This window comes from Archangium gephyra, from assembly GCF_042230915.1.
Taxonomy (GTDB): Bacteria; Myxococcota; Myxococcia; order Myxococcales; family Myxococcaceae; genus Archangium; species Archangium gephyra_B.
Map to the genome: position 1 here is coordinate 9,519,413 of NZ_CP102578.1, position 22,646 is coordinate 9,542,058.

The following is a 22,646-nucleotide window of genomic DNA, read 5'->3' on the forward strand; positions in this document are numbered from 1 at the left end:
CTCCGTGTTCCGCGCCTGACGGATTGCAGCGGCGGTGCCGGGCCCGGCTCCCCCTCCCGCTCCAACGAATTCAGCGGTTTAGGCCGCTCACCGGGCGAGCACGGTCCTGCCTCGCGGACGGGACGGTCCACGGCGGGGGATTGCGGTTACATTCCGCCGCGCATGCGCACCCTGGGCCTCGATTACGGTACCAAGACGATTGGCGTGGCGGCTTCGGACGGCCTGGGCCTCACCGCCCAGACGGTCACCACCATCCGCCGCACCAACCTCAAGGCCGACCTGGCCGCCCTCAAGGAGCTGGTGCGCGAGTACGAGGCCGATCGCTTCGTCGTCGGGCTGCCCCTCAACATGGACGGCTCCGAGGGCCCTCGCGCCGAGGCCACCCGCAAGTTCGTGGAGGCCCTCACCGAAGTGCTCGGCCTGCCCGTGGAGCTGTGGGACGAGCGCCTGTCCACCGTGGCCGCCCAGCGCACCCTGCTCGAGGCGGACGTGTCGCGCGCCAAGCGCCGCGAGGTCATCGACCAGATGGCCGCCCAGTTCATCCTCCAGGGCTGGCTCGACGCCAAACGGCCGCCGTCCTCGGGGGACGACTACCACCCTGACGATTATGACCCGGAGCCGTAGGTGAAGAAGGCCCTGCTCGCCCTGCTCGTGCTCGTGGTGCTCGCGGCGGCCGCCGCCGCCGGTTGGTACCTGCGCCGCGAGCGGCGGATCTCCGAGTTCGCCACCGCTCCCCTCACCCTGCCCGCCCAGGGCGTCACCCTCGCCGTGCCCAATGGCACCGGCCCGAAGACGCTCGCGAAGATGCTGGCGGACGCGGGCATCGTCACCGACGCGGAGCTGCTCTACCTCTACATCCGCCGCGAGCAGGCCGGCCCCAGGCTCAAGGCCGGCGAGTACCTCTTCGAAGGCACCCTCACCCCCGCGCAGGTGGTGGAGCAGCTCGCCTCCGGCAAGGTGAAGCTCTACCGCTTCACCGTCCCCGAGGGCCTGCGCGTCGAGGAGATCCTCCCCATCCTCTCCAGCTCCGAGCTGAAGCTGGACCTGGGGGAGCTGGAGCGGCTTGCCTCGGACCGGAACTTCCTGCGCGAGGCCGGCGTGCCCGCCGCGTCCCTCGAGGGCTTCCTCTACCCGGACACGTACGCCTTCACCCGCAACGCCACCGCGGAGAAGGTGCTGACGAAGATGGTGGCGCGCTCGCTGGAGGAGTACCGGAAGGCGGACGCGCAGCGGAAGAGCGGGGTGAAGCTCTCGCTGCTGGAGACGTTCACCCTGGCCTCCATCGTGGAGAAGGAGACGGGCCAGCCCCAGGAGCGGCCCCGCATCTCGTGCGTCTTCCACAACCGGCTGCGCCAGGGCATCAAGCTGCAGACGGACCCCACCGTCCTCTACGCCATGAAGCTGCTGCGCGGGGTGTACTCGAAGAACATCACCCGCAAGGACCTGGAGACGCAGCACCCGTACAACACGTACACCACCGCGGGGCTGCCACCGGGGCCCATCGCCAGCCCGGGCGCCGCGGCGCTCCAGGCCGCCCTCCACCCGCTGGACTGCGATGATCTCTTCTTCGTGTCGCGCAATGACGGCACGCACATCTTCTGCCCCACCCTGGACTGCCACGAGGCGGCGGTGCGCAAGTGGCAGGTGGAGTTCTTCCGCAACAAGCGCCGCCAGCAGCGGATGAACAGCGCCCCGTAACATCCGCCCTCTCCCGGCCATCGAGCCACCAGGGAGGCGCGGGAGCCTCCGTCACCTCTCCGTTCGAGAGTCCGGAGCGCGGAGGCCCGCTCCCCGGTCGGGCCAGGGTGTCCACCTTTCGAAGGAGAAGGGACTCCTCCCTTCCTTCCTGAGAGGTGGAGCATGGCAACGGCGACACAGCGGAGAGCAGGCGTTGGATTCCTGGAGGGAGCGCCCGTGAAGGTGAGCTGGGGTTCCATCTTCGCCGGAGTGGTGACCGCGCTGGGGCTGTGGGCGCTGCTGTACTCGCTCGGCCTGGCCCTGGGGCTCTCCTCCATCAATCCGCAGGACGCCGGGAGCGCGAAGTCCTCCGGCATCTTCACCGGCATCTGGGGACTCATCTCCCCGCTGATCGCCCTCTTCGTCGGGGGCATCGTGGCCGGACGGTGCGCGGGAGTGCAGACGAAGGCGAGCGGCGGCATCCACGGGATGGTGATGTGGGGTCTCACCACGCTCGTGGGACTCTGGTTGCTCGGCAACCTGGTCTCCGCCCTGGCCGGCGGGCTGTTCTCCGTCGGCAAGACGGCCGCCCAGGCGACCGGCGCGACGGTGGCGGCCGGGGCCTCGCAGGCGGGAGGCCTGGGCCAGGTGGCCAAGAGCTTCGGGCTGGATGCCAATGATGCCCTGCGGCCCGTCAACGAGCGGCTGCGCGCGGAGGGCAAGCCGCAGGTGACGGCGAACCAGCTCGAGGCCGCGACGAAGGACGTGGTGCAGACGGCGGTGCAGCAGGGCCGGCTCGACCGGCAAGTGCTGGTGAGCTCCATCGCGGAGAAGACGGCCCTCTCGCGCGCGGATGCCGAGGACGTGGCGAACCGCGTGGAGGCCCAGTTCAACGCCGCCCAGGCCAAGGCGGGCCAGGCGGTTCAGCAGGTGGAGACGGGCGCGCTCCAGGCCGCGGACGTCACGGGCAAGGCCTTCTGGGGCGTCTTCGGCGCGCTCTTCCTGGGGCTCATCTCCGCCATCCTCGGTGGCACCGTGGGCGTGGACAAGCGCCAGCGCATCTACGCCGAGGGCGCGGTGGTGACGACTCCGCCCGAGGGAGGTCTGCCTCCTCCGCGCCGCGAGGTGTATCCGTAGGCGTCTCGTCCAGGGCAATGCCGTCGAGCGGGCCCGGTGCCGCACGCGGGCGCCGGGCCCGTTCACACTCCGGACACCGGGAGAGGCCCGGGTTCCTGGACGAAGCCTGGACAGCAATGCGGCCGGGCGTCCGTCGTGACGCGCTGTGCCGCCCTGTCCGACAGCCCCCATCGTTTGCTCTGGAACCACTCAACAGGAGGCAGCCATGTTCCAGCGGACGCAGTTGAAGGAAGGCATGACGGTTCGCAGCATCGACGGCGAGAAGCTTGGCAGGGTCTTCGCTCTGGGAGATGACTCGTTCCACATCGAGAAGGGGCTCTTCTTCCCCAAGGACTACCTCGTCCGGTACGCGGACATCAGTGACATCCGCGATGGGGAGATCATCCTCATGCACGGCCGGGAGAGCCTCCGGAATCTATCGGACACGGAGAAGTACGGAACGACGACCACCGGCTACGGCACGAGCGCGGGCCTCGGCACGGGCGCGAGCACCGGTCTGGGCCTGGGCGCGACCTCCGGCCTCGGCACGGACACGGGCCTGAGGGCGGACGCGAGCACCACGGATCGCTCGTGGGAGGCCCGCCGCACGGAGGAGGTCGCCATCCCCGTGCACAAGGAGGAGCTGGACATCACCAAGCGCGACGTATCGGCCGGTGAGGTACGCGTCCACAAGGACGTGGTGGAAGAGACGAAGACGGTGAGCGTCCCGGTCCGCCGCGAGCGCGTCCGCGTGGAGCGCCGCGACGTCAACCCGGACCGGCCCGCCATGAACGCCTCCTTCCAGGAGGAGACGGTGGTGGTGCCCCTGCGCGCCGAGGAGGTGGACGTCCACAAGCGCGCCGTGGTGGATGAAGAGGTGGTCATCCACAAGGACGCCATCGAGGAGGAGCGCCGCGTGGCCGAGTCGGTGCGGCACGAGGAGGTGGAGATCAGCACGCCGGACGACGCGGACAGCCGCCGCTCGTTGAACCTCGGCCCCGATGATGATCCGCTCCTGCGCCGCCGGTAACACCCGACTCGAGCGAGGGGGCAGAGGGCCACTTCCGGGCGACTGGAAGTGGCCCTGCCTTCACGCGCTCAGTGCACGGCCCTGTCCGGAGCCTGCACACCCGCGCCGTGCCGTGGCAGCCGCACCGTGAAGGTGGTGCCGTCCGCCTCGCTGGAGCGCACCTCCACGGTGCCCCCGTGGGCCTGGGCGATCTCCTGGACGATGAAGAGCCCCAGCCCCAACCCCGAGGTCGGGTGCGCATCGCCCTCCACCGCCCGCCGGAAGGGCTCGAAGATGCCCGCCAGCAACTGGCTCGGAATGGGTGGCCCCTCGTTGTGCACTTCCACGCGCAGGGTGTCGCCCTCGTCGTGCAGCGTGAAGTCCACCGGACTGTCCGCCGGGCTGTAGTCGAGCGCGTTCTTGCCCAGGTTGCCCAGCAGCTGCGCCAGCCGGTCCGGATCCCACTCCCCGAGGAAGTCCCCCTCCGCGGCCAGCCGCAGCTCCCGGCCGGGGAAGCCGATCTCCAGCTCCTCCAACACGTGCCGGCACAGGTGACGGAGGTTGGCGCGCTGGGGATGGATGGGAATGCCGCCTCCCAGCCGTCCCCGCGTGAAGTCGAGCAGCTCGCCAATCATCCGCCCCATGCGCTCGCCGCTGGTGACGATGCGGCGCACCATCTTCGTGTGGCTGGCCGGAATGCCCTCGGCGCGCAGCAGCGCGTTGGCCGACAGCAGGATGGCGTTGAGCGGGTTGCGCAGGTCGTGCGAGACGACCCCCAGGAAGCGCTCGCGGAACTCCGCCGTCTGGCGCAGCCGCTCCTCCTGCCGCTTGTGCTCGGTGATGTCCACCACCACGCCCCCCACCCCGAGCACCTGCCCGTCCCGCGCACGCACCGGGAAATAGTCCGCCAGCCAGTGGTGGACGGTGTGAGGCTCCGTGTCCGTGCCGGCGCTGAACTCCTGGGCCCGCAGCGTCTCGCCCGTCTCCAACACCCGCCGCAGCAGGGGCTCGATCAACGGCGCCCGGTCCGGCACCATCTCGGCCACCGTCCGCCCCACGTGGGCCTCTACCGGCGAGCCGTTGGAGGCGGCCAGCGCCTCGTTGACGCGCAGGTAGCGCAGGTCCGTGTCGAGCAGGGCCAGGCACGCCGGCGCCGCGGCCAGCAGCGAGTCCAGCAGCGCGAGCGTCTCGGCCTGCTGACGCTCCACCACCCGCTCCCGCGCGGCCAGCTGCGCCTGGACGATGAGGGCCGTGGCCCGGCTCACCATCGCCCGGAAGAGCAGCTTGTCCTCGTTGGAGAACTCGAAGGCCGTGCGGCTGCCCATGCTCGCCACGCCGATGACCTCGCCCGCGTGCAGCAGGGGCACCCCGTAGAGGGCGCGCGTCCCCCGGGCCCGGACGGCCTCGCTCTTCACCAGCGGATCCGTCGCCGCCGAGCGCACCTCCCGCGGGCGACGCTCCGCGGCGATCGTCCCGGAGAAGCCCTCGCCCATGCGCAGGCTGAAGCCGGAGGCCACCAGCTCCTCCAGCCCCACCGAGGCGTGCACCCGGAGCACCTCCCCCTCGCGCAGCAGCAGCGTGACGGAGTCCACCGCCTCGGCCGTCTCCAGCATCACGCGCAACAGCTTGGGCAGGAAGGTGTCCGCGTCCTCCGTCCCCAGCGCCGCCTCGGAGATGCGGTCGAGCGCCACCAGCGTGCGCTCGCGCGCCCGGGCATACCGCGACACGGCGGCCGCCACGGCCTCGTCGAACGTCCGGTTGAAGCGCACCACCTCCCGCATCGCCACCGCCAGGGACGCCGCGCCGGCCTTGTCGATGTGCTCGGCATAGAGCTGGAGGATGCAGCCGCGCAGCAGGGCGTACTCCCCGGCCACCTCGTCCAGGTCGAAGCCCGAGTCCAACCGCTCCAACGCGTGCACCTCGGGCAGGTCCTCGAGGGACTCGTGCCCCCCGGTCCGCACCGTCTCCACCACCTGGGCGATCCGGTCCAGCAGGTCTGGCAGGTGGTCGAGCAGCCGAGGCCGCGAAAGTTCCCGGGCAAAGGGAAGCTGGCGCACCGCACCCTCCCATTCCTGGAGGAGCCGGTTGCGGTTCTCCCGAATGAAGGTGCCGAGCTCCAACCGTTCCTGCTCCGTCCCGAAGACCTCGTTCTTGCTCATGCGCAGAACAGGAACCCCCGCCACGCCGCGGATCTGGCGGCCTTTTCCGGGCCCCCGCTCCCCTGCCCGGTGGAGGGACACCGGACCCGCCTGGTGGGAGACCGGGCGGGCAGTGGAGCCCGCGCCTCCCGGTCCGGCGGGTCAGTGCAGCGCTCTGTCGGGAGCGGACACGACGGGGCTGTGCCGGGGCAGCCGCACGGTGAAGGTGGTGCCCGAGCCCTCGCGGGAGCACACCTCCACCGAGCCTCCGTGGGCCTGGGCGATCTCCTGGACGATGAAGAGGCCCAGCCCCAGCCCCGAGGTCGGGTGCGCATCGCCCTCCACCGCCCGCCGGAAGGGCTCGAAGATGCCCGCCAGCAACTGCTGGGGAATGGGCGGCCCCTCGTTGTGCACCTCCACGCGCAGGGTGTCGCCCTCGTCGTGCAGCGTGAAGTCCACGGGCGAGTCCGCCGGGCTGTAGTCGAGCGCGTTCTTGCCCAGGTTGCCCAGCAGCTGCGCCAGCCGGTCCGGGTCCCACGTCCCCTGGAAGTTGCCCGTCCCCTGCAGCCGCAGCTCCCGCTCCAGGTGGACGGCCTCCAGCTCCTCCAGCACGTGCCGGCACAGGTGGCGGAGGTTGGCGGGCTGGGGCGTGATGGGAATGCCGCCTCCCAGCCGCCCCCGCGTGAAGTCGAGCAGCTCGCCGATCATCCGGCTCATCCGCTCGGTGCTGACGGTGATGCGGCGCACCGCCTTGAGGTGCTGCTTGACCACGCAATCCGAGCGCATCAGCCCGTTGGCGGCCAGGAGGATGGCGTTGAGCGGATTGCGCAAGTCATGCGAGACGATGCCCAGGAAGCGCTCGCGGAACTCCGCCGCCCGGTGCAGCTCCTCCTCCTTGCGCTTGGACTCGGTGACGTCCACCACCGCCGCGCCCACGCCAATCACCCGCCCATCCCCCGCACGCACCGGGAAATAGTCCGAGACCCAGTGGTGGACGACGCCCGGATCATGCGCGGCCATGGCACGGGACTCGAGCCCCCGGAGCGGCTCGCCCGTCTCCAGCACCCGCCGCAGCAGCGGCTCCACCAGCGGGGCGTGCTCCGGCAGCACCTCGGCCACCGTCCGCCCCCGGTGGGCCTCCACGGACAGCCCATTGGCCCGGGCCAGCGCCTCGTTGAGGTGCACGTAGCGCAGCTCCCCATCCAGCAGGGCCAGGCCCGCGGGCGCCGCGGCCACCAGCGCGTCCAGCTGCGCCATCCGCTCCTCGGCCCGCTTGCGGTCGGTGATGTCCACCACCACCGCGCCCACGATGAAGACCTGCCCCCTCCCGTCCCACACCGGGTAGTAGCTCACCAGCCAGTGTCCCCGCTCTCCCGCCAGGCCCGGCGTGGTGCCCGACACCTCCAGGTCCAGCAGCGGCTCCCCCGTCTCGAGCACGTGCCGGTAGTACGGCTCGACGGTGGCCGCCATCTCCGGAATCACCTCCCGCACGGTGCGCCCCACCGTGCGCTCCACCGAGGAGCCATTGAGGGCGGCGAGCGCGTGGTTGATGCGGACATAGCGCAGGTCCCGGTCCACGAAGGACAGGCCCACCGGCGCGGTGGCCAGCAGCGTGTCGAGCAGGCCCAGCGCCTCGGCGGTCTCCACCTCGCGCATCAGCCGCTCCGTCTCGTCGCGCGCGGTGAGCACCGCCCCGGCCAGCGAGCCGTCCGGCCGCCGGATGGGCAGGGCGGTACCGCACAGCGTGCGCACGGAGCCGTCCGGCCGGCGCACCACCCAGTGCGTGCCCTTCACCGGCGCTCCCCTCAGGGCGCGAGCCAGGGGCGTCTCCTCCCGCGGCATGGGACGGCCGTCCACGGTGCGCAGGCTCGAGGCCAGCATCCCCCCCAGGGAGGCCACCTCCTCGCGGCCCACCCCGTGCAGCCGCTCGGCCTCGGCGTTGAAGATGTGCACCTGGCCCCGCTCGTCCGCCATGATGATGGCGTCCCCGCTCTCCTCGATGACCAGGCGCAGCAGTTGCTTGCGCTCCTCCGCCTCCTGGCGCGCCGCGCGCTCGCGGGCGACGAGCTGCGCCTGGACGATGAGACCCGTGGCCCGGCCCACCATCGCCCGGAAGAGCAGCTTGTCCTCGTTGGAGAACTCGAAGGCCGTGCGGCTGCCCATGTGCGCCACGCCCAGCACCTCCGCGCCCTCCATCAGCGGCACGCCGTAGAGCGCGCGGATGCCCTGCTCCACCGAGCGCAGCTCCTTCGGGCGCCGCTCGGCGGCGATCGTCCCGGAGAAGCCCTCGCCCACGCGCACACTGAATCCGGCGGCCACCAGCTCCTCCATCCCCACCGAGGCGCGCACCCGCAACACGTCCCCCTCGCGCAGTAGCAACGTGACGGAGTCCACCGCCTCGGCCGTCTCCAGCATCACGCGCAGCAGCCTGGGCAGGAACGCGTCCAGGTCCTCCGTCCCCAGCGCCGCCTCGGAGATGCGATCCAGCGCCACCAGCGTGCGCTCGCGCGCCCGGGCATACCGCGAGATGGCGGCCGTCATGGCCTCGTCGAACGTGCGGTTGAAGCACACCACCTCCCGCATCATCACGCCCGAGTCCCACCGGCCCACCACCGCGAGGTGCTCGCCATACCGCTCCAGCACGCAGGCGCGCAGCACCGCGTACTCCTGGGCCACCTGCTCCACGTCCAGGCCCACGTGCAGCCGCTCCAGCGCATGCTCCCCGGGTATCCCGTCGAGCGTCCGATCCTCCCCGGTGTGCACCGTCTCCACCACCTCCGCCACGCGCTCCAGGAAGGCGGGCAGAGGGCCCATCAACCGGTGGTGGGAGAAGTCGCGCAGCACCGGCAGCAGGCGCATCTCCCGCTCCCAGGACTCCAGGATGCGGGGGCGCTGCTCGCGGATGAAGTCGCAGAGGCGCGCCCGCCCCTGTACGGCCGTGGCCTCGTGTTCAGCCATACCTCCAAGAATGCGTCCACCTCCCGCGCCGTGCCTGCCCGGCGGCTCACGCGGAGCCCTGCGGCGACCGGCGCGCGATCTCCCTCAGCGTGAGGCGCTTGCGCGAGGGGTCCACCTCATAGAGGGCGATGTGGTTGTCCACCTGGAGGGAGCGGGTCTCGATGGGCCGGACGTACCGCTGCGGCAGCGGAGCGGGCGTCTCCGGCCGAATCCGGGCCGCGATCGCGTCCAGCTCCTCTCGAATGCGCTGGTACGTCTCCAACGGCAAGTGAGCCATCTGCCTCCAGGCGTTCGGACTGACTTCCACGGTGTATTTGGAGAGGCTCTCGGGTCTACGCATACCGGGCCTGTTCCAAGCAGGAACCGGGCCAGCCCCCATGTCTGTCATCTTCAACACTTATCCCAGGGGTCGGAAGCCAGGCTGAAGTCCTTACAGACACAAATCGGGAAATTGTACAGTCCGCTGCGGTGGGCCGCCGTGCGATCAGGTGGGCGACCCATCGCGGGGCGGCCCGCTCGACCCGGGTGGGAAGAGCGGCCCCTGATGCGAGCCCGCAGCCCCCTGCATATGTCCCTTGAGTGACGGCACCGCGCCGGGACACCCAAACCGCACCATGAGCCCGCATCCGACTCTCACCGGCACCTTCGAGGCCTCGCCCTGGAGCGGACGCGACACGCGCGTCTCCCCCGATGAGGCCAGCGACGGCGCGGAGGGGGCGCCGCCGTGAACTTCGATCCGCACGCGGCGGAGTCCGCGCCCACCACGCTCGCGGACGTGCTGGAGGGCCGGCACGAGGAGCTCATCCAGCGCTGGACGGAGCGGCTGCGCGAGGGGCTCGCCCCCGGGCCTCGGACGCAGGCGGAGCTGGAGGACCATATCAGCGACTACCTGTGGGAGATGGCCCGGGTGCTGCGCCAGCAGACGGCGCCCGGAGCCCCCCCGCCGCCGGAGTGGCTGCCCGTGGCGCGCGAGCACGGAGCCCAGCGGCTGCGCATCGGCTTCGACGTGCAGGCGCTGGTGCGCGAGTACCACGTGCTGCGCGAGTGCATCCTGGACGTGGTGGAGGAGACGGACGTGCGCGTCACCCTCCGGGAGGTGCGCGCCCTGAGCGCCTTCATCACCACCAGCATCGCCGAGGGGGTGGCCGAGTACCTGCGCCAGCGCGACGCCGTGCAGCACCTGGGCGAGGCACGGCTCCGGGTGCTGCTGGACCAGGCGCCCGCCGCCATCTTCATCAAGGACGCCGAGGGCCGCTACCTCTATGGCAACCGCCAGCAACAGCAGCTCGTGGGCCGCCCGCTGGAGGAGATCTTGGGCCGGGATGACGCCGCGCTCTTCCCCAGGCTGGTGGCCGAGTCCCTGCGAGCCCACGACGCCCAGGTGATGGAGGGGCAGTCCCGCACCTTCGAGGAGGTGGTCGAGTTCGACACGGGCCCGCGCACGTACCTGTCGGTGAAGTTCCCCCTGTCCGGCGGAGAGGGGCCTCCCACGGCGCTCGGGGGCATCTCGCTGGACATCACCGCGCGCAAGGCGGCCGAGCGGGCCGTGCGCGAGAGCGAGCAGCGCTTCCGCCTGCTGGTGGAGGGCGTGGAGGACTACGCCGTGTTCCTGCTGGACACCGAGGGCCGGGTCATCAGCTGGAACACGGGCGCCGAGCGCATCAAGGGCTACACGCAGCGGGAGGTGCTCGGCCAGCACATCGCCCTCTTCCACACGCCCGAGGACCGGGAGGCCGGAGTCCCCGAGAAGTGCATCCGGGCCGCGGTCACCCAGGGCCACTGCCGCACGGAGGGGCAGCGCGTGCGCAAGGACGGCAGCCGCTTCTGGGCGGAGATCGTCATCACCGCGCTGCGAGACGAGGCCGGCGTGCTGCGCGGCTTCTCCAAGTTCACCCGTGACATCTCCCGGCGCAAGCGCGCCGAGCAGACGCTGCTCGAGACGACGCAGCGGCTGCGCGCCATCCTGGAGACGGCGGTGGACGGCATCATCACCATCGACGAGCGGGGCCTCATCCAGGGCGTCAACCCGGCCACCACGCACCTCTTCGGCTACGCGCCCGAGGAGCTCATCGGCCAGAACGTCAGCATCCTCATGCCCGAGCCCTACCGCGGCGCGCATGACGGCTACATGGAGCACTACCTGCGCACGGGCGAGCGCAAGGTGATTGGCATCGGGCGCGTGGTGGAGGGCCGGCGCAAGGATGGGAGCGTCTTCCCGCTGGAGCTCTCCGTCAGCGAGACGCTGCTGCCCCAGGGGCGCATCTTCACGGGCATGGTGCGCGACATCACCGCGCGCAAGCGCGCCGAGCGGACCCAGGCCTTCCTCATCGAGGCGGGCACCGTGCTGTCGCAGTCGCTCGACGTCACCACCACCTTGAAGAAGCTCACCTCGCTGGCCGTGCGGCACCTGTGCGACTACTGCATGGTGGACCTGCTGGGGGAGGACGGGCAGCTGCACCGCCTGGAGCTGGCGGCGCGCGAACCGGAGCTGCAGGCCCTCATCGAGCGGGCGCGGCCCTACCCTCCCCTGATGGGCAGCGGCAGCCCCCTGGACCGGGCCCTGGAGAGCGGCGAGGCCGTGGCCGTGCCGGAGCTCACCCCCGCGTGGCTGGATGCCTCGGCCCGGAACGCGGAGCACCGGGCCATCCTGGAGGCGCTCGGCCCGAAGTCCGTGGCCCTCGTGCCCCTGATGGCCCGCGGCCGCAAGCTCGGCATCATCAACCTCGCCTGGACCCGGCCCCACACCAGCGAGCTCGCCACGGACCTGGAGGTGGCCAAGGGCCTGGCGGACCGCGCCGCGGTGGCCATCGACAACGCACGCCTCTACCAGCAGGCGCAGGAGGCCATCCGCGTGCGCGAGGACGTGGTGGCCATCGTCAGCCATGACCTGCGCAACCCCCTCAACGCCATCTCCCTGTCGGCCACCCTGCTCGAGCGCGAGGCCCTCAACGAGCGCACCTCGAAGACGGCCCACCGCATCACCGCGGCGGCGGACCGGGCCACCGGAATGATTCGAGATCTGCTCGACTTCACCCAGGCGCGCGTGGGGGGCGGCATTCCCATCCACCCCCAGCCCCTGGACTTCCATGAGCACGTGCGGCGCGTGGTGGAGGAGGTGCGGCTGGCCTGGCCCGGGCGCCGCATCGACATCCAGGCCAGCGGCGAGGGCCGGGGGAAGGCGGATGAGGGCCGGCTGGCCCAGGTCGTCACCAACCTGGTGGGCAATGCCCTGCAGCACAGCCCGCCGGGCACACCCGTGCGGGTGTCCACCCAGGGCGTGGACTCGAGCCTCGTGCTCGAGGTGCACAACGAGGGCCCCCCCATCCCCGCCGAGGTGCAGCCCACGCTCTTCGAGCCCTACCGGCAGGGGGCGGAGGCCGGCCCGCGCCGGGGCAGCCTGGGCCTGGGCCTCTACATCACCCGGCAGATCGTCCTCGGCCACGGCGGCGCCGTGAACGTGCGCTCCTCCGCGGAGGACGGCACCACCTTCACGGTGCGGCTGCCCCGCCATCCTCCCGGCGGGGGCGGCTGAGCCCGCCTACGTCCCGCGCGCCTCGCGGTACAGCAGCGCGTTGTCCACGGCGAGCCCCGCCCGCCGCGCCAGCTCCCGCACGAGCGGCAGATCCTTCTCACTGAACTGCCGGCCGCTCTCGGCGTGCACCAGGGTGAGGGCCCCCAGCACCCGTCCGCGCGCCAGCAGCGGGACACTCAGCGAGGAGCGGAACCCCAACGTGCGCGCCAGGCGCAGGTGCTCCTCGCCGCGCGCCAGGGAGGGCAGCAGCTCGTCCGGCATGTGCGCGAGCAGCAGGGGCTCGCCCGTGCGCAGCACCTGGCCGATTCCGCCATGGGAGATGTCGATGGGCCAGCGGCGGGCGATCTCGAGGGCGAGCGCCGCCTTCTCCGGCTCGCAGTGCTCCGCGGCCACCCGCTCCACCGCGCCCGTCCCGGAGAGCAGATCCACCGCCGCCCAGTCCGCCAGGCGCGGCACCACCAGCTCGGTCAGCTTGCGCAGGACGGTGCGATCCTCCAGGGAGGAGAGCAGCTCACCGGCCTCGGCCAGCAGCCGGAAGCGGCCCTCGCTCTCGCGCAGCGCCTGCTCGCGGTTGCGCGCCTCCGTCACGTCTCGGGCCACGGCGAGCACCGAGCGCACCTCCCCGTGCGCGTCCCGCTCGGGCACCACGTGCGCCTCGAAGGAGCGGGGCCCGGAGTGCGTGGGGAAGACGAACTCGAGCGAGGTGTCCCTGCCCGCGAAGGCCTCGCCAAAGGCCTCCTTCCACTGGGTCATCCGCTCCGGCGGCATGCCGAGCTCCGTCATGGTGCGGCCCGGGAAGCGCTCCGGCGGCAGTCCCAGGATGCGCTCGACGACGGGGTTGACGTAGAGCAGGCGGCGCTGGGAATCGAAGCGGGCCACCAGGTCCGGGATGTTCTCGGCCAGGCCGCGGAACTCGGCCTCGCGCTGGCGCAGCGCCACCTCGGCGGCCTCCAGCTTGCGGCGCGCGCGCACCTGCTCCGTCACCTCCACCGCGTGGGTGAGCAGCCACGTCACCTCGCCCTGCTCGTCCCGGAGCGGCTGGTAGACGAGATCGAAGAAGGTCTCCTCGGCACGGCCCCTCCCCTGCCTGTGGAGCAGCATCGGGAACTCGCGGCCCACGAAGGGCTCGCCGGTGCGCATGGCGCGCCGCAGCGCCTCCATCACCTCCGGCTGCGAGAAGACCTCGGGCAGCACCTCGCGCAGCGGCCGGCCCAGGGTGACGGAGCGGCCCACCATCTTCTCGTAGAGCGGGTTGACGAACTCGAAGACGAAGTCCGGCCCCCGGGTGAGGGCGATGGCCGCCGGCGTCTGCACCAGCAGGCTCAACAGGCGCGCCCGCTCCGTCTCGGACTTCTCGCGCTCCGCCTGCAGCTTGAGCCGCTCGCGGTGCAGGTATAGCTCGACGAACACCTCCACCTTGGCGCGCAACACCTGCGGGTCGAACGGCTTGAAGAGGAAGTCCACCGCGCCCAAGGCGTAGCCGCGGGAGGTGAAGGCCACGTCCGCCGTCAGCCCGGAGAGGAAGATGATGGGCGTGCGGTGCGAGCGCTCCCGCTCGCGCATGAGGCGCGCCACCTCGAAACCGTCGATGTCCGGCAGGTGCACGTCCAGCAGCACCAGGGCGCAGTCCATCCCCAGCAGCAGCCGCAGCGCCTCCCCGCCCGAGGAGGCCGTCACCAGCCGCTGCCCCAGCGGCGCCAGCAGCGCCTGGAGCGCCACGAGCTGGTTGGGGCTGTCGTCGACGATGAGGATGCTCGCTTGATCCGTGCCGGAGGAGGGCCCGGAGAGCGGGGCGGCGGACTTCATGGCCTGGGAGCCTGTCGAGGGGGTGTCACGAAGGTTGTCTCATGGAGACGCGGGCCCCCGCCAGGGCCCCCCCGGCTCTGTCGCCTGGACAACCCTGGGGCGAGGCTCAGCGGCGCCGGTAGACGTGCAGGGGCGCGGAGAAGCCGTCCTGCTCCTCGTAGGCCACGCCATCGAGCGTGAGCGTGCGGCCCTCCAGCTTCACGCCCGGGTCGCTCACCAGCGTGCCGTTGTCGAAGCGCACGAGGTACTCCGCCTGGGTCAGGCGCAGGTGCTTGCGGAAGGTCTCCCAGCGCACGCGGGCCAGCCGCTCCTCCGGCAGGCCGGAGAAGAAGGCGAGCTGGAGATCCATGTAGCTGGGGTCCTGGTCCACCACGGCCGCGCCGCCCTTGGGCGCGACCTCCTCCTCGAGGAAGCGGGCCACCTGCATGAGGGGCACGGGGTTGGTGGAGGTGGGGCTCACCGGCCGGAGGCTGTCCTGCCAGCGGCCATCGGCGCGGAAGGTGTAGAGCCCCAGGGCCAGGGGCACGGCCACCGCCAGCACGGAGCACCCCGCGGCCACGGCCTTGCGAGCCCCGGCCCCGCGCACCGCATCGAGGCCCGGCACGACGAAGGGCAGCAGCACCGCCAGCTCCGTCACCGTGAAACGGCCCAGGGGCTGGAAGTCGAGCAGCACCACGGCGCGGAAGGTGAAGTACGCGGCGGGCACCAGCGCGGCGAGCACCAGCCAGCGCGTATCCGGCCGCTCCCGCCACGAGCGCCACATGCCCACCATGCCCAGCAGCGCCACGCCCGGCGAGAGCGTCAGCAGCGCCACGCCCGGCCAGAAGCCCAGGCTCTCCAGGCGGAAGCGCCACGCTCCCACCCGGGCCACGCCCTCGCGCGTCCAGTCCGCGTGGAACTGCTCCACCGCGTGGATGGGGAAGAAGGGGTCTCCGTGCGCCATCTCGTTGCCCTGCATCCACAGCAGCGGGAAGGGCAGGCACAGCAGGGCGAAGCCCGCCGCGCGCGTGAAGGCGGCCACCCGATCCTCGCCCCAGAAGACCAGCGCCACGGACAAGAGCGGCATGAACATCCACGCGTCGTAGCGCGTGGCACACGCCAGGTTGAGCACCAGCGCCGCCCCGAAGAAGGGCCCCATCCGGTTCTCGTCCAGCCCCTCGGCGATCAGCGCGAACACCCAGAGCATGAAGAAGAGCGAGAGCGACTCGCTGGCCGCCGTGGTGGACATCTGCAGGTGCATGCCCCAGACGGAGAAGGCCAGGCACGCCCACACTCCGGCACGCCAGTCGAACAGCCGCCGGGTGAGCAGGAAGAGCGGCACCACCGACAACACCCCGAAGAGCAGGCTCACCAGCCGGCCCGCGAGCGCCTTGTCCGGCATCACCTTCAGCACAGCCCCCACCGCGTACAGGTGCAGCGGCCCGAACTGGTAGGCCCCATCCCCATAGGAGGTGATGAGGTGCGGGGCGCTCGCCCAGCGCTCGGCCAGCTCCGTGCGCGCCACGGCGTCCCCGTAGAAGTTCTCGTTGAAGGGCATCAGCACCAGGCGCGGCAGCAGCGCCGCGCCGAGCAGCAACAACAGCAGCAGCCGGGTGCTCGGCTCCGGGGCCACATCGGGGACCGCGGAGAGGATGGGGGTGGCGCCCGAGGGGCGCGGGGGGGCGGCGGGAACGGACGAAGCGGACGACATGAGGGCGCGCAGAATACGCAGGCCCGGCCCAAAGCCAAGCGAGCATCCCCTTCCCACGGGTCTTTTTGCACCCTCCCCCCCCTGGTTGTCTGGCGGACAGTCAGGCGTGTAGCCTGCGCACCCGCCCGCGTCCGGGCGATCCAAAGGGGGAATCACCCAACATGTTGTCTTCCCGTTCTCTGCGTCACGTCGTGATGGCGTTCGCGGCCACCCTCGCGGTGGGCTGCGCGCCCAGCCTGAAGGTCAATGTCCTGCAGCCGGCCCGGGTGAACCTGGGTTCCGCCAAGCGTCTGACGGTCGTGCAGACCGAGGGCCGTAAGGGCGCCCGCGACTTCATGATCGACGAGCTGACCCGCCAGGCCCGCGGCGAGGGCTACTTCCAGGTGGCGGACCGCTCCGACGAGGGCATCGTCGTGAAGGTGGCCGGCCGCGGCGTGCAGATCCTCAACACCGGCAGCGGCCCGGCCCAGGGCCAGGACGAGATCGGCATCCGTATCGACGTCAACGACTGGGACGCCGAGAAGAAGACGGAGACGATCAAGGGCACCGACAGCAAGGGCAACGCCACCGAGCGTGAGGAGAAGTTCTACGAGGCCAAGACGGTGGTGAGCGTCACCGCCTTCAACGCCGCGGGCAAGGCGCTGCTGGCCGAGGAGGAGTACGAGATGGTGGGCCGTGGCGAGGACAAGGACAGCGCCATTGGCAACGCCGCGCGCGCGCTGGTGGGCCGCATCCTCTTCGACATCACGCCCAAGTACGTGACCAAGGCCATCCGCATGGACGGTGACGACAAGGCGCAAAAGCCCATCATCGAGGTGGCGGAGAAGGGCAACGTTCCGCGCGCCATCACGGAGATGGAGTCCTACGTGCAGGGCAACCCGCAGAACTCCGCGGCGCTCTACAACCTGGCGGTGCTGCTGGACGCCTCGGGCAAGTACCAGGAGGCGCTGGACCTGTACACCAAGGCCATCTCCCTGTCGGCCAAGGACTACTACGTGGACATGAAGGCCGAGTGCGCCAAGCGCCTGGCCGATCAGCAGGCGCTCGCGCAGTAAGCGGCCGCTGAGCTGAACCACCGACCGGGCCGTCGCCGGGGCACAGCGCCCGGGTGACGGCCCGGTTGTCATTTGGGCGGGCGCCATGTGTTACCGATCAGACGTGGATGCCCCGTAGCACCGCGGTACAGGTGGGCGGTGGGGTAAGCGTCCCGGAGCACCGCCTGAATGGATCCGACACCCTCGAGCACCTCCGCCTCAGGCACCTCCGGGCAGGGAGGCGGCCCCCCCATGAGGCGCTCGCGCCGGCTTCCGCTGCCGGTGCTCGCCGGGTTTGTCGTGGCCTCGCTCGCCGTGCTCCTCATCGCCGGCCTCTTCCTGCGCTCCACCCGGCAGCTCGCGTGGAGCTCGGACCGTGTGACGCACACCCTGGACGTCATCAACGAGGCGGAGCTGTTGCTGTCGCTGATGAAGGACGCGGAGACGAGCCAGCGGGGCTTCCTGCTCACCCGCGAGCGGCATTTCCTCGCACCCTATGAGGCCGCCCGGCATCGCATCGGCCCCTCGTTGAAGCGCCTGCGCGCCCTCACCTCGGACGACGCCCGGCAGCAGCAACGGCTGGAGCAGATGGAGTCGCTCATCCAGCGCAAGCTCGCGCTGATCGAGCAGACCGTGCAGCTCGAACAGGAGGGCCGGTACGACACCGCGCTCGAGCCGGTGCGCTCCGGTGAGGGCAATCGGCTCATGGCCGAGCTGCGCGCGCTCGAGGCGCAGTTGCGCGAGGAGGCACAGCGGCGGCTGGAGGAGCAGAACGCTCGGCTGGAGGAGGCCTCCCGGAGCACCGACGTCGTCGTGCTCTCGGGCAGTGGCTTCCTGCTGGCCTTCATCGGGCTCACCGCCGTCTCCTTCCTGCGCGACTTCCGCTCGCGGGAGCGGGAGGAGGCCGAGCGCGAGGCGGCGCTGGCACACGAGCAGGCCACCCAGGTGCGGGCCGAGGCCGAGCGGCAGCGGGCCCGCTTCCAGGCCATCCTCGCGCAGGTGCCCGCCGCGGTGGGCGTCTACCGGGCGCCGGATCAGGTGTGCGAGCTGGCCAACCCGGGCCTCCAGCGGCTCCACGGCGGCCGCCAGCTGCTGGGGCGCACGGTGCGGGAGGCCCACCCCGAGCACGCGGGCTCCGGCCTCTTCGATCTCTTCGACAATGTCTTCCGTACCGGGCAGCCGTACACGGCCACCGCGGCCCGGATGATGGTGGACCGCAACGACGATGGCCAGCGGACCGAGGTCTACCTCAACTTCACCTACCAGCCGCTGCTGGATGAGCGGGGCCAGGTGGAGGCCGTGCTGCTCTTCGCGGTGGAGGTGACGGAGCAGGTCAATGCCCGCCAGGCGGCGGAGGAGGCCCTGGCGTACCGCCAGCGGGCGGAGGCCGCGCTGCGCGAGAGCGAGGCCCACCTGCGCAGGACGCTGAAGGCCGCGGAGGCGGGAGCCTGGGAGTGGGACCTGCGCGACCGGTGCGTGGTGTGGACTCCCAACATCGAGCCCATGTACGGCATGGCGCCCGGAACCTTCCTGGGGACCCCCGATGCCGCCCTGGCACTCGTCCACCCGGAAGATCGCGAGCGCGTGTCCCGCACGCTGGCGCAATCGGTGCGAGACCAGAGCGAGCACCGGCTGGAGTACCGCATCCTGCGCATGGACGGCGGCGTGCGCTGGCAGGAGAGCCGCGGCCGGGTCCTGCTCGATGAGCACGGGCAACCCTCGAAGCTGGCGGGCGTGCTGATGGACATCACCTCTCGCAAGCACGCCGAGCAGCAGCAGCGCGAGTCCGAGGCGCGCTTCCAGTTGCTCACCGAGGCGCTCCCCCAGCTCATCTGGCGGACGCGGGCGGACGGCTACACCGAGTACTACAACCCGGGCTGGTACGCGTACACGGGACAGACGCCGGAGCAGGCGCTGGGAGATGGCTGGCTCCAGACGGTTCACCCGGAAGACCACGGGAACACGCTGGCGGCCTGGCGGCACGCGGTCTCCACGGGCGAGCCCTACTCCGTCGAGTACCGCATGCGACGGGCCGCGGACGGCGCGTACCGTTGGTTCATCGCGCGCGGCCTGCCCCTGAAGGATGGGGCGGGACGCATCACGCACTGGTTCGGCACCTGCACGGACATCGACGACCAGAAGCGCGGCGCGGAGACGCTGCGCTACCTCTCGGAGGCGAGCGCGGCCCTGTCGGCCTCGTTGGATCAGTCGGCCACGCTCGAGCAGGTGGCCCGCCTGGCCGTGCCGGTGCTGGCGGACTGGTGTCTGGTGGACCTGATGGGAGAGGACGGCCGCGTCGAGCGCGTCGCGGTGGCACACGCCAACCCCGCCCTGAGGGAGCTGGCGGAGCGGTTGCGCCGCTTCCCACCCGTGCACAACCCCGAGCATCCGTCCGCCCGGGCGATGCGCTCGGACAAGACCATCCACGTGGCGGAGGTGACGGACGCCTTCGAGGAGCAGTCGGCCCAGGGCGCCGAGCACCTGCTGGCCATCCGGGAGATGCGGTGCCGCTCCATGATGGCCGTGCCGCTGCTGGCGCGGGGGCGGACGCTCGGCGTGCTGACGTTCTTCACCACGGAGACCTCTGGCCGCCGCTACGGGCAGGAGGACGTGCTGCGGGTGGAGGAGGTGGCGCGCCGGGTGGCGCTGGCGCTCGACAACGCGCGGCTCTTCGCCCTGGCCCAGGAGGAGCGCCAGCGCGCGGAGGAGGCCAACCGCATCAAGGACGACTTCCTGGCCACCGTCAGCCACGAGCTGCGCACGCCCCTCACGGCGATGATCGGCTGGGTGAAGATGCTGCGCACCGGGCGGCTCCCCCCCGACAAGCACGCCAGGGCGCTGGAGACGGTGGACCGCAACACCCAGGCGCAGGCCCAGCTCATCGAGGACCTGCTGGACGTGAGCCGCATCATCTCCGGCAAGCTGCGGATGGAGACGCAGCCGGTGCACCTGGTGGAGGTCGTCCAGGGAGCGCTGGAGTCGGTGCGTCCCGCGGCGGACGCCCGGAGCATCCAACTGCAGGCGGAGCTCGAGCAGGGCGGGGACCTGGTGATGGGGGACGCGGGCCGGCTGCAGCAGGTGGTGTGGAACCTGATCTCCAACGCGGTGAAGTTCTCGCCCGGGGGTAGCCGCGTCCGGGTGCGGCTGCGGCGGGTGGAGGCCGCGGTGGAGGTGACGGTGACGGACGAGGGGCCGGGGATTCCGGCGGACTTCCTGCCGCACATCTTCGAGCGCTTCCGCCAGCTCGAGGGGGGCACCACGCGGCGGCACGGGGGACTGGGCCTGGGGCTCGCCATCGTCCGCCACCTCGTGGAGCTGCACGGAGGGACGGTGCACGCCGCGAGCGACGGACCGGGCCGGGGGGCCACCTTCACGGTCCACCTGCCCCCCGCCAGCCTGCCCCGCCACGGCCCGCCGGAGCGCCCCGCCCCGGGCGCCCCCGGGCCCGCGCATGCGGTGCTCGCGCGGCGGCGCATCCTCGTGGTGGACGACGAGGAGGACAACCGCGAGGTGCTGAAGGTGCTGCTGGAGGAGTCCGGGGCGCACGTCGTCACCGCCGCCTCCGCGTCCGAGGCCCTCCGGGCCGTGCGCGAGGGAAGACCCGAGCTGCTCGTCTCGGACATCGGCATGCCGGGAGAGGACGGATACCGGCTCATCGCCCAGGTGCGCGCGCTCCCGGCCGAGGAGGGAGGCGGAGTGCCGGCGGTGGCCCTCACGGCCTACGCCCGGGTGGAGGATCGGGCCCGCGCCCTGACGGCCGGCTTCAACATGCACGTGGCCAAGCCCGTGGAGCCCACCGAGCTGCTGTCCATCCTCTCCAACCTGGTGACGCTCTCCCCGGGGAACCAGGAGCCCTGACGGACAGAGGTGGGCTCGCGCATTCACCCGGACGGCGTTTTCGGGTTGAGATGGGTGGATGCCCCCGGAGCTGGAGATAGAGGCCCTCGCGCTGGAGAAGACCTACCCACGGCCGTGGTGGTCCTGGGCGCGCCTGCGCGGCCGCCAGGAAGCCCCCCGGACGGCCCTGCGCGGTGTCTCCTTCGAGGTGCGGGCGGGCGAGGTGGTGGCCCTCATCGGTCCCAACGGCGCGGGGAAGAGCACCCTGTTACGCATCCTCTCGGGCCTGCTGCTGCCGGGGGCCGGCACGGCGCGGGTGGCCTCGCGCGACGTGGTGCGCGAGCGTCCCGAGTGCCGCCGCGAGGTGGGCGCCGCGCTCGCCGATGACCGGGGCCTGTCGCCGCGCCTCACGCCGCGCCAGAACCTGCGCTTCTACGCCGCGCTCTACGGCGTGCCCCCGCGCGAGGTGGAGGCGCGCATCGAGGAGTTGGCCGGGCTGCTCGAGGCCCGGCGCCTGCTGGACCGGGAGGTGCGCACGCTCTCCACGGGGGAGAAGGCGCGGGTGGTGCTCATGCGCGCCCTCATCCACCGGCCGCGGGTGCTGCTGCTGGACGAGGTGACGCGCTCGTTGGACCCGGGGGCCGCGCGCCGGTTGCGCACGCGGCTGCTGTCGGACGTGGCCGCACGGGGAGCGGCCGTGCTCTTCGCCAGCCACGACCTGGCCGAGGTGGAGGCCGTGGCCCACCGGGTGCTGCTGTTGGACGGGGGCCGCATCGCCGCCTCGGGCCCCTTCGCCCAGGTGCGGCCGGCCGCGGAGGCCGTCTTCGCCGCCGTGCCCCGGGAGGAGGCGTGATGCGCCGGGTGCTCGCCTTCCTGCGGCGCGACCTGCAGATCCTCACGGCCTACCGGCTCAACGCGCTGCTGCTGCTCTCCGGGGGCCTCTTCACCCTCACCCTCTTCTATTTCCTCGCCCGCACGGTGGGCGAGGCCCCGGCGGTGCGCGGCCGCTACGGCGCGGACTATTTCTCCTTCGCACTGGTGGGGCTGGCCACCGCGGCCCTGCTGCGGGCCCTGCAGACGGGCTTTGGCGGCGCGGTGCGCGCGGCGCAGAACGACGGCTCCCTGGAGCCGCTGCTGGGCGCGCCCCTGTCCACCGTGCACGTGGTGACGCTCATGGGCGCCTGGCCCGTGGCCAATGCCCTGCTGCGCGCGGTGGGACTGCTCGCCTTCGGCGCGCTCCTCTTCGGCGCCCGGCTGCACCTCCACCCCGTCTCCTTCGTCCTCACCTTGTTGCTGAGCGCCCTCACCTTCTGCGCGCTCGGCCTGCTGTCGGCCGCCTTCGTGCTCGTCTTCAAGCGGGGAGACCCCTTCACCTACGCCCTGGACGCCCTCAGCTACCTCTTCGCCGGCGTCCTCTACCCGACAGACGTGCTGCCCCCGCTGCTGCGCACGATGGGCCGCCTGCTTCCCGCCACCCATGCCCTGCACGGCCTGCGCGAGTCCGCCCTGCGCGGCGCCGGCCCCCGCGAGCTGCTTCCCACCTGGGCCACGCTGTCCATCTTCTGTCTCGTCCTCTGGCCGCTGGCCGCATGGGCCCTCTCCGCCGCGCGCCGACATGTAGAGCAGGCGGGGACCCTGCCCCACAGTTGATCGTTCAATTTCCACCCTTCCTCTCGTACTGCCGTTCGCCGCGGACGGAGAAATCGCATCACCACCTCCCCGACGGTGACTCCACCCTTATAATGGAGTGTGCCTTTTCACCCCGTGGAGGCGGGGCCCGCCGCATCGGCGACGAGCCCTTCCGACACGAGCTGGCCACGCGGTCCCACCCCGCGGCGGGGTCCCGAAA

At 71.7% G+C, this 22,646-nt stretch carries 14 protein-coding genes; 9 read left to right on the forward strand and 5 right to left on the reverse strand.

Annotated elements, in window-relative coordinates; genetic code table 11:
• Positions 1-162 precede the first annotated feature (162 nt).
• From ruvX to NR798_RS37480, 4 genes are all read left to right on the forward strand, one after another.
• Positions 163-624: a Holliday junction resolvase RuvX gene (gene ruvX / locus NR798_RS37465; RefSeq protein ID WP_375767350.1), complete on the forward strand. Its 462-nt coding sequence runs from the start codon at positions 163-165 to the stop codon at positions 622-624.
• Positions 625-1,698: an endolytic transglycosylase MltG gene (gene mltG, locus NR798_RS37470; protein WP_375767351.1), complete on the forward strand. Its 1,074-nt coding sequence runs from the start codon at positions 625-627 to the stop codon at positions 1,696-1,698. It abuts the gene before it with no gap.
• 216 nt (positions 1,699-1,914) lie between these two features.
• Positions 1,915-2,814, forward strand: a complete 900-nt coding sequence (locus NR798_RS37475) for a hypothetical protein (protein ID WP_375767352.1) — start codon at positions 1,915-1,917, stop codon at positions 2,812-2,814.
• Positions 2,815-3,019: 205 nt separating this feature from the next.
• Entirely contained in the window at positions 3,020-3,823 is an 804-nt protein-coding gene (locus NR798_RS37480) for a YsnF/AvaK domain-containing protein (protein ID WP_375767353.1), read from the forward strand.
• Between the two features lie 68 nt (positions 3,824-3,891).
• On the opposite strand, the gene NR798_RS37485 is transcribed toward NR798_RS37480, so the two are convergent.
• From NR798_RS37485 to NR798_RS37495, 3 genes are all read right to left on the reverse strand, one after another.
• Positions 3,892-5,961, reverse strand: a complete 2,070-nt coding sequence (locus tag NR798_RS37485; RefSeq protein ID WP_375767354.1) for an ATP-binding protein — start codon at positions 5,959-5,961, stop codon at positions 3,892-3,894.
• Positions 5,962-6,102: 141 nt separating this feature from the next.
• The gene (locus NR798_RS37490; protein ID WP_375767355.1) at positions 6,103-8,898 is read right to left on the reverse strand and encodes a PAS domain-containing protein; all 2,796 of its coding nucleotides are present in this window, start codon (positions 8,896-8,898) and stop codon (positions 6,103-6,105) included.
• A 46-nt stretch (positions 8,899-8,944) separates the two neighbouring features.
• A complete protein-coding gene (locus tag NR798_RS37495; RefSeq protein ID WP_375767356.1) occupies positions 8,945-9,175 on the reverse strand; it encodes a hypothetical protein in 231 nt (76 codons plus the stop codon).
• 447 nt (positions 9,176-9,622) lie between these two features.
• On the opposite strand from NR798_RS37495, the gene NR798_RS37500 reads away from it, so the two are divergent.
• Positions 9,623-12,430 carry a PAS domain S-box protein gene (locus NR798_RS37500; protein ID WP_375767357.1) on the forward strand — a complete coding sequence of 936 codons (2,808 nt, stop codon included), beginning with the start codon at positions 9,623-9,625 and terminating at the stop codon, positions 12,428-12,430.
• A 6-nt stretch (positions 12,431-12,436) separates the two neighbouring features.
• Here NR798_RS37500 and NR798_RS37505 read toward each other — a convergent pair whose 3' ends face one another.
• Both NR798_RS37505 and NR798_RS37510 read right to left on the reverse strand, forming a co-directional pair.
• Positions 12,437-14,236 (reverse strand): PAS domain-containing protein, encoded by a 1,800-nt coding sequence (locus NR798_RS37505; protein WP_375767358.1) that lies wholly within the window; start codon positions 14,234-14,236, stop codon positions 12,437-12,439.
• A gap of 106 nt (positions 14,237-14,342) precedes the next feature.
• Complete coding sequence (locus NR798_RS37510) at positions 14,343-15,926, reverse strand: glycosyltransferase family 39 protein (protein WP_375767359.1); 1,584 nt, start codon at positions 15,924-15,926, stop codon at positions 14,343-14,345.
• 161 nt (positions 15,927-16,087) lie between these two features.
• Here NR798_RS37510 and NR798_RS37515 point away from each other — a divergent pair, with 161 nt between their 5' ends.
• The 4 genes from NR798_RS37515 (at position 16,088) to NR798_RS37530 (ending at position 22,447) form a co-directional block, all read left to right on the forward strand.
• Positions 16,088-16,981 carry a tetratricopeptide repeat protein gene (locus NR798_RS37515; protein WP_375767360.1) on the forward strand — a complete coding sequence of 298 codons (894 nt, stop codon included), beginning with the start codon at positions 16,088-16,090 and terminating at the stop codon, positions 16,979-16,981.
• Positions 16,982-17,212: 231 nt separating this feature from the next.
• Positions 17,213-20,818, forward strand: coding sequence for a PAS domain-containing protein (locus tag NR798_RS37520; RefSeq protein ID WP_375767361.1), 3,606 nt, complete (start codon positions 17,213-17,215; stop codon positions 20,816-20,818).
• Between the two features lie 58 nt (positions 20,819-20,876).
• Positions 20,877-21,650, forward strand: a complete 774-nt coding sequence (locus NR798_RS37525; protein ID WP_375767362.1) for an ABC transporter ATP-binding protein — start codon at positions 20,877-20,879, stop codon at positions 21,648-21,650.
• A complete protein-coding gene (locus NR798_RS37530; protein WP_375767363.1) occupies positions 21,650-22,447 on the forward strand; it encodes an ABC transporter permease in 798 nt (265 codons plus the stop codon). The genes NR798_RS37525 and NR798_RS37530 overlap by 1 nt, the downstream gene beginning before the upstream one ends.
• Positions 22,448-22,646: the final 199 nt, after the last annotated feature.

Excerpts from the sequence above, each read along its gene's own strand:
- NR798_RS37520 (WP_375767361.1), top strand. The coding sequence starts at position 17,213 with ATGAGGCGCTCGCGCCGGCTTCCGCTGCCGGTGCTCGCCGGGTTTGTC.
- NR798_RS37505 (WP_375767358.1), bottom strand. The coding sequence starts at position 14,236 with ATGAAGTCCGCCGCCCCGCTCTCCGGGCCCTCCTCCGGCACGGATCAA.
- NR798_RS37485 (WP_375767354.1), bottom strand. The coding sequence starts at position 5,961 with ATGAGCAAGAACGAGGTCTTCGGGACGGAGCAGGAACGGTTGGAGCTC.
- NR798_RS37530 (WP_375767363.1), top strand. The coding sequence starts at position 21,650 with ATGCGCCGGGTGCTCGCCTTCCTGCGGCGCGACCTGCAGATCCTCACG.
- NR798_RS37480 (WP_375767353.1), top strand. The coding sequence starts at position 3,020 with ATGTTCCAGCGGACGCAGTTGAAGGAAGGCATGACGGTTCGCAGCATC.
- NR798_RS37510 (WP_375767359.1), bottom strand. The coding sequence starts at position 15,926 with ATGTCGTCCGCTTCGTCCGTTCCCGCCGCCCCCCCGCGCCCCTCGGGC.
- NR798_RS37495 (WP_375767356.1), bottom strand. The coding sequence starts at position 9,175 with ATGGCTCACTTGCCGTTGGAGACGTACCAGCGCATTCGAGAGGAGCTG.
- NR798_RS37525 (WP_375767362.1), top strand. The coding sequence starts at position 20,877 with ATGCCCCCGGAGCTGGAGATAGAGGCCCTCGCGCTGGAGAAGACCTAC.
- NR798_RS37490 (WP_375767355.1), bottom strand. The coding sequence starts at position 8,898 with ATGGCTGAACACGAGGCCACGGCCGTACAGGGGCGGGCGCGCCTCTGC.
- ruvX (WP_375767350.1), top strand. The coding sequence starts at position 163 with ATGCGCACCCTGGGCCTCGATTACGGTACCAAGACGATTGGCGTGGCG.
- NR798_RS37515 (WP_375767360.1), top strand. The coding sequence starts at position 16,088 with ATGTTGTCTTCCCGTTCTCTGCGTCACGTCGTGATGGCGTTCGCGGCC.